General features: G+C 66.8%; 6 protein-coding genes. 1 reads left to right on the top strand and 5 read right to left on the bottom strand.

Annotation, left to right across the window (positions count from 1 at the left end):
• Positions 1–248: 248 nt before the first annotated feature.
• The 5 genes from JYJ84_RS25915 to aceK all read right to left on the bottom strand — a co-directional run bounded on the left by JYJ84_RS25915 (position 249) and on the right by aceK (position 5,531).
• Entirely contained in the window at positions 249–1,520 is a 1,272-nt protein-coding gene (locus JYJ84_RS25915) for a dienelactone hydrolase family protein (RefSeq protein WP_175223268.1), read from the bottom strand.
• Between the two features lie 106 nt (positions 1,521–1,626).
• Positions 1,627–2,064 (bottom strand): YchJ family protein, encoded by a 438-nt coding sequence (locus JYJ84_RS25910; protein ID WP_043187089.1) that lies wholly within the window; start codon positions 2,062–2,064, stop codon positions 1,627–1,629.
• A 37-nt stretch (positions 2,065–2,101) separates the two neighbouring features.
• Positions 2,102–2,779 carry an SDR family oxidoreductase gene (locus tag JYJ84_RS25905; RefSeq protein WP_085042709.1) on the bottom strand — a complete coding sequence of 226 codons (678 nt, stop codon included), beginning with the start codon at positions 2,777–2,779 and terminating at the stop codon, positions 2,102–2,104.
• 111 nt (positions 2,780–2,890) lie between these two features.
• A complete protein-coding gene (gene can, locus JYJ84_RS25900) occupies positions 2,891–3,658 on the bottom strand; it encodes a carbonate dehydratase (RefSeq protein ID WP_122946385.1) in 768 nt (255 codons plus the stop codon).
• Between the two features lie 55 nt (positions 3,659–3,713).
• The gene (aceK, locus tag JYJ84_RS25895; protein WP_174961720.1) at positions 3,714–5,531 is read right to left on the bottom strand and encodes a bifunctional isocitrate dehydrogenase kinase/phosphatase; all 1,818 of its coding nucleotides are present in this window, start codon (positions 5,529–5,531) and stop codon (positions 3,714–3,716) included.
• A gap of 304 nt (positions 5,532–5,835) precedes the next feature.
• On the opposite strand from aceK, the gene JYJ84_RS25890 reads away from it, so the two are divergent.
• The coding region (locus tag JYJ84_RS25890) for an MBL fold metallo-hydrolase (protein ID WP_205189606.1) at positions 5,836–6,247 on the top strand (412 nt) is incomplete at its 3' end.

The following is a 6,247-nucleotide window of genomic DNA, read 5'->3' as shown; positions in this document are numbered from 1 at the left end:
TGGCGTATCCCCCCCGGGGGGGAAAGGGCGGGGCGGGACGATGTGGCCCCCTATGCGATCGGAACGAGCCTGACTGCCAGCGGTGACGAGGGGCACCCGAGCGTGGCGCGGCAAGGTGGTGCGTTCACGCCGGCACGCCGCGCGTGTCGCGTGCGCGACATCCGCCGCGAACGCTGCGTGTCACGCGTCGGCGAAGCGATGAAAAAAGGGGGAGGAAAACGAAAAACGGCGGCGCAGGCCGCCGCTCGTCAACGCGAAGCCAGCGCCGGCGTACCGGTGTCGCGTGCGGTGCTGTCGTCGTCGGCCGTCTGCGTCGCGTTGTTCCACACGACCCGGTCGTTGACCGCATACAACCGGCACGAACCCGCGCCCTGCTTTGCGCAGTTGTCGAGCGCGAGCGCCATCGGGTCGTCGCCGCCTTCGGCCCACGACCATGCGCCTTCTGACGACACCGCGAACGCGCGGCTCGGATGCTGGTTCAGGAAGCGGCGATAGCCTTCACGGCCGGCTTCGTCGACATACGGCACCGCGTTGACCGAGTCGATCGACGCATAGCCGCTCGCCTTCGGCTCGTGCGGGTTCGCGACCGCGTAACGCACCGACGTCGGCAGGTTCAGCTGCGCGAGGAACGCGTTGACGGCCGGCCACCACACGGGCACGCCGTCGCGGTCGACGATCAGCCGGTGCGCGTCGTCCTTGTAGCGGCCGAAATCGATGAACCGGGCCTGCGTGCCGTGCGAGACGTACGCGTCGTGCATCTGCGCGACGAGCCCGGGCGTCCATACCGAATCGTTGTCGCCGTACAGCCACAGCGACCGCACGGCCGTGTGCGCGCCGTACTGGTCGAACGCGTCGACGAGGTTTTTCTGCCAGCCGTCGCAGAGGTCCTGGCGCAGCCCGCCGGAGAAGTTGATGATGCCGCGCACGCCCGGTGCGGCTTCGGTGCCGTACGCGACCGATACGAGGCCGCCGTGCGACGTGCCGGCGACGACGATGCGCGACGCGTCGACATACGACTGGTGCGACATGTAGCGCACCGTCGCGTCGACGTCAGCCGCCTGCGCGAGCCCGTTCTTGCCGACGTTGCAGCCTTCCTGCTGGTACGTGCCATCCGAACCTGCGAAGCCCTGGCGGTTCGGCGCGATCACCGCATAGCCGCGCCGCACGAATTCGCGTGCGAACGCGAGCGGCCGGCTGCGCGGCTGCTGATGAAGATCGCCGGTGTTCTTGCCGTGGTTGAAGACGACGAGCGGGAACGGGCCGGGGCCGTTCGGCTTGAAGAGCGTTGCCTCGAGCGTGACGGAGCCCGATGCGTCGGCCGGAATGCGGAGGATCTGTTCGTTCAGGTCGGCGGCGACCTGCGGCAGGTTCGAATCGCTGTAGTCGAAGCGTTCGGCGTGGGCGAGCGACCCGCTGACGCTGGTACCCGACCCCGTATTTGCGCTCGGCAGTGTACCGGCCTGAGCGGCCGACAGCACACAGGCCGCCATCCATCCCACCAATACCTTGCTGAACGCCATTCGTAAGCCCTGCCATGCAACATGACCAATTCGAGGTCATCGTAGCCCGACAAATTCGGGTTGTGCAATGCGGGAATTACCCGGCGTCTGACACAGCAACTATTTGTCAACGTTCACTTACTTCGCCGTCGACGTAGCGCCAGAAACCATGCTCGTCGCGCTCGAAGCGGCTCGTCTCGTGGAGCCGGTAAGCGCGTCCGCCGACCTTGTAGCGGGCCACGAATTCGACCTCCGCGTGGCGTTCGTCGAGCGGCGCATGGCGTTTGACCGCGAGCCCGAGCCAGCGCGGCGCGTCGGGCGCTTCGGGGTCGGTGTCGAGATCGGGCGGGCAGGTGCGCGCGGCCCAGGTCGCGCGCAGGTAGTCGGTCGCGCCGAGCACGTACGCGCTGTACCGCGAACGCATCAACTCGAGCGCGGTCGGCGCGGCTTCGCCGCCGTCGATGAAGCGGCCGCAGCAGGCCGCATAGCGGGGCGCCGGCGCTTTGCCGGCGGGAGCGGGGGACGCGCCGCCGCACGGGCACGCGTCAGGTCGGTTCAGAATCATGCGAAACGGGAATTAACGACGCAAGGTTGTCGGCTGCCTACCAGCTCAGCTCGATACCGTCGTACTGGAAGAAACGGCCGTTTGCCTGCGACACGTCCGCGCCGGATTCGGCGATCACGCGGCGCATGCCGGTCACGCTGGTTTCCGGATCGATCGCGGCCTGCGCGCCGCCCATGTCGGTGCGCACCCAGCCGGGGTGGAGCGAGATGCACGCGGCGTGGCGCGTCTGCAGCGACGCGATGCGCAGCGCGTCGTTCAGCGCGGCCTTGCTCGCGCGGTACAGCCAGCCGGTCGTGCCGGTCGCCTCGGCGATGCTGCCCATCCGGCTCGACACGACGGCCAGCACGCCGCGCGCGTCCTCGACGAGCGGCAGCACGATCGGCAGCAACTGCATCGGCCCGCGCACGTTCGTATGCATCACCGCGTCGAAATCCTCGGCGGTGATCGTCTCGACGCCCTCGGTGCGCGGCCCGTACACACCCGACACCAGCACGGCCGCATCGAGCCGCTCGCCGTCGAGCTTCCAGCCGAGCGCCGCGATCTGCTCGGGCTGCGTGATGTCGAGCGCATGCGCCTGCGCGCCGAGCGCGCGCAGCGCGTCGAGCGACGCGTCGTCGCGCGCGGTGGCGATCACGTTCCAGCCGTCGCGCCGGTATTGCCGGACGAATTCGCGGCCGAGGCCGCGCGATGCGCCGACGATCAATGCGGTTTTCATGCCCGTCGCTCCTGTGCTTGGCGCCGCCGAGGCGGCGGCGCCGGGATCAGATCCGTTCGATGGGGCGCGCGGCTGCGCGCTGGCGCCGCTGCCGTCGCGCAGCCAGCGGTGTTACTTCGCGTCGTCGCACGGCTTCAGCGTGGCGGCGACAGCCTGTGCGACGCCTTCGAGCCGCGCGGCGTCTGCCGCGATCATGTCATTGGCAGGTGCGTGCTCGCCGCCGGCGGTGAGTGCAGCCACGCAGCGCGTGTAGGTCTCGCCGAGCGCTTCGAAGTTCGACACGGCCATCCCGAGGTTGCGCATCCGGCCGTCGTGCACGCCGTACACGAGCCCGTGCACCGTGAGCGACTGGCCGCGCGCCCACGCGTCGTTGACGATCGTCGTGCGGCACACGTTGACGACCTGCTCGATCGCGTTCAGCTCGATCAGGCGGCGATAGCGCGCTTCGCCCACCGGCCATTCGTCGAGCAGCGCCGCGTGGCGCTCGCGCACGTCCTGCACGTGATGCAGCCAGTTGTCGGCGAGGCCGACACGGCGGTTGAGCAGTGCGGCGTTCACGCCCGAGCAGCCGTAGTGGCCGACGACCATGATGTGCTTCACGCGCAGGATGTCGACCGCGAACTGGATCACGGACAGGCAGTTCAGGTCGCTGTGCACGACCACGTTCGCGATATTGCGGTGGACGAACACTTCGCCGGGCGGCAGGCCGATGATTTCGTTCGCGGGCACGCGCGAATCCGAGCAGCCGATCCACAGATACTCCGGCGCCTGCTGGTCGGCGAGACGCGCGAAGAATTGCGGGTCGTCTTCGAGCTTGTGCTTGACCCAGGCGTCGTTGTTGTCGAACAGGTGTGAAAGCGGATTGTCTTGGGTGTTCATCGATGTGGATTCCGTTGGCGGAAATCGGGTCGCGATCGGTTCGGTGTAGTAGGCGTCAGGCGGCGCGCTGCGCGTCGCCTGCGCCGTCGTTCTGGTCCGTCGCGCCGAAGCGCGCGGGGTAGCGCAGGCAAAAGCGCAGCGCGGTGTCGTACGGATAAAAGTCGGGCAATTCGCCCTGGATCAGCTTGTCCTTGCTGGCCTGCCACAGCGCGGGATCGAAAAAGTCCGCGTGATGCTTCATGAAGACGTTGCGCACGCGCGGGTCGCCGAGCAGGAACGGCCCGTAGGTCTCCGGAAAGATGTCGTGCGGGCCGACGGTATACCACGGTTCGCCGGACAGCTCGTCTTCCTCGTTGCGCGGCGGCGGCACGCGGCGCACGTTGCAGTCGGTCAGGTACTCGATCTCGTCGTAGTCGTAGAACACGACGCGGCCGTGGCGCGTGACGCCGAAGTTCTTGTACAGCATGTCGCCGGGGAAGATGTTCGCCTTCATCAGCTCCTTCACCGCGTTGCCGTATTCCTTCACGCCGTGCTCGATGTCGGTGTCGGTGCCGTTCTGCAGGTACAGGTTGAGCGGTGTCATCCGGCGCTCGATGTACAGGTGCTTGATCACGAGATTGCCGTCCTCGTATTCGAGCAGCGACGGCACTTCCTTTTCCAGCTCGCGCACGAGCGCGTGGTCGAGCCGCGCGAGCGGCAGCGCGACGCTCGAATATTCGAGCGTGTCGGCCATCCGCCCGAGGCGGTCGTGGCGCTTCACGAGCTGGTACTTCTCCATGATCTGCGCGCGCGTCGTTTCCTTCGGCGGCGGGAAGTGATCCTTGATGATCTTGAACACGTACGGGAACGACGGCAGCGTGAACACGAGCATCACGAGGCCCTTGATCCCGGGCGCGATGATGAAGCGGTCGCTCGAATGCGACAGATGGTGCAGCAGGTCGCGATAGAACAGGTTCTTGCCCTGCTTCTGCAGGCCGACCGACGTGTAGATCTCCGCCTTCGGCTTGCCGGGCATGATCGTGCACAGGAAGTCGACATACGCGGACGGCACGCCCATGTCGACGAGGAAATACGAGTGCGAGAAGCCGAAGATGATCATCAGCTGGTCGCGGCGCAGCAGCACGGTGTCGAGCGAGAGCACGCCGGGGCGCACGTGGCGGATCGGCACCGCGAACGGCAGCACGCGGTCGGCGTTGATGATGCGGCCGACGATGTATGCGCTCTTGTTGCGGAAGAACAGCGACGACAGCACGTGGATCTGGAAATTCGGCGCCTCGTCGAAGTGGCCGAATTCGTCGTGGATCGCCTGCATCACGCACGCGATGTCGCGCGGGAGATCGTCGAATGCCGGTTCGAGCTGGAAGTTCGTGACGATGCGCTCGAGCGTGACCGCGAGCCCGTCGGTGCCCGGATAGTACGCGCGGTAGGTCGGCTTCGCGGCCGGCTCGTCGTTCTCGAGATACTCGGTCGAGATCGCCGGGCGCACGAAGATGAAATCGTTGCTGAAGTACGAGCGGTGCAGGATCTTGCAGCACACCGAATTGAAGAAGGTCTCCGCGCACTCGGGCTGGCGGTGCGACGTGAGCAGGCCGATGTAGTGCAGCTTGATCTGCTGCCACACTTCGTCGTCGATGTTCTCCGCGTCGTATTCGTCTTCCAGCACCTCGACGCATTCCTTCACGCGATCGTCGTACGACGTGATCCGCTCGCGTGCGAGCCGCTGCAGCCCGTGCCAGTCGCCGTGCTCGTACAGCGTCTTCGCTTCGTGGGCCGCCTCGCGGAAGATCCGGTAGTGGCGGTCGAAGTTTTCGAGCATCGTCTGCGCGACGTCGAAACCGATCTGCGAGGACAGCAGTTTGGGGAAGTGATTCATCGCGTGCAGGCTCGTTCGGGAGGGGCTGTAAGCACTCGCCATTTTAGCGCCCAAGCGGGCGGTTCAAGGACTTTGCGGCGATCCGCGGCCGGCCGGCAGGCGGCGGGTTATCCGCCGTTGGATGCCGATCGGTGCATCTTCGCGTAAAGATACGGGTACGGAACCGATTCTGGCACGAACTTTTTTTGACGGGCCGGCCGCCGCCAGGCACGCGTTTCGCGGGACGGCGATAGAATCGACGCACCGCCCGCCACGGCCTGCCGCCGGCGCGCATCCGCACCGATAACGACGAGACGCCCCACCGATGAACGCACTGGAACACCAACTCGACTATCCCTTCGCCGACACGCTGCCCGCCGCGGGCGACACGTTCGAGGTCGCGCCCGGCGTGCGCTGGCTGCGCATGCCGCTGCCGTTCTCGCTCGATCACATCAACCTCTGGTTGCTGCGCGACGAGATCGACGGGCAGGCCGGCTGGACGATCGTCGACTGCGGGATCGCGTCGGAGGCGATCCGCACGCACTGGGAGCAGATCTTCGACACGCATCTCGACGGCCTGCCCGTGCTGCGCGTGCTCGTCACGCACTGCCACCCCGATCACTTCGGCCTCGCGAACTGGCTGTGCGAGGGCGGCGACAAGGGCCGCTGGAACGTGCGGCTGTGGATGACGCTCGGCGAGTACATGTTCGGCTGCCTGATGGCGGCCGGCAACGGCT

Source organism: Burkholderia sp. LMG 13014, from assembly GCF_905232215.1.
In the GTDB taxonomy this organism is placed as follows: Bacteria; Pseudomonadota; Gammaproteobacteria; order Burkholderiales; family Burkholderiaceae; genus Burkholderia.
Note: the sequence above shows the minus strand (reverse complement) of the source record. Positions and strands in the feature narration are given on the sequence as shown.

What these genes read in the sequence shown, in the direction of transcription:
- can (WP_122946385.1), bottom strand. Translation starts at nt 3,658, where the DNA reads ATGAACACCCAAGACAATCCGCTTTCACACCTGTTCGACAACAACGAC.
- JYJ84_RS25910 (WP_043187089.1), bottom strand. Translation starts at nt 2,064, where the DNA reads ATGATTCTGAACCGACCTGACGCGTGCCCGTGCGGCGGCGCGTCCCCC.
- aceK (WP_174961720.1), bottom strand. Translation starts at nt 5,531, where the DNA reads ATGAATCACTTCCCCAAACTGCTGTCCTCGCAGATCGGTTTCGACGTC.
- JYJ84_RS25905 (WP_085042709.1), bottom strand. Translation starts at nt 2,779, where the DNA reads ATGAAAACCGCATTGATCGTCGGCGCATCGCGCGGCCTCGGCCGCGAA.
- JYJ84_RS25915 (WP_175223268.1), bottom strand. Translation starts at nt 1,520, where the DNA reads ATGGCGTTCAGCAAGGTATTGGTGGGATGGATGGCGGCCTGTGTGCTG.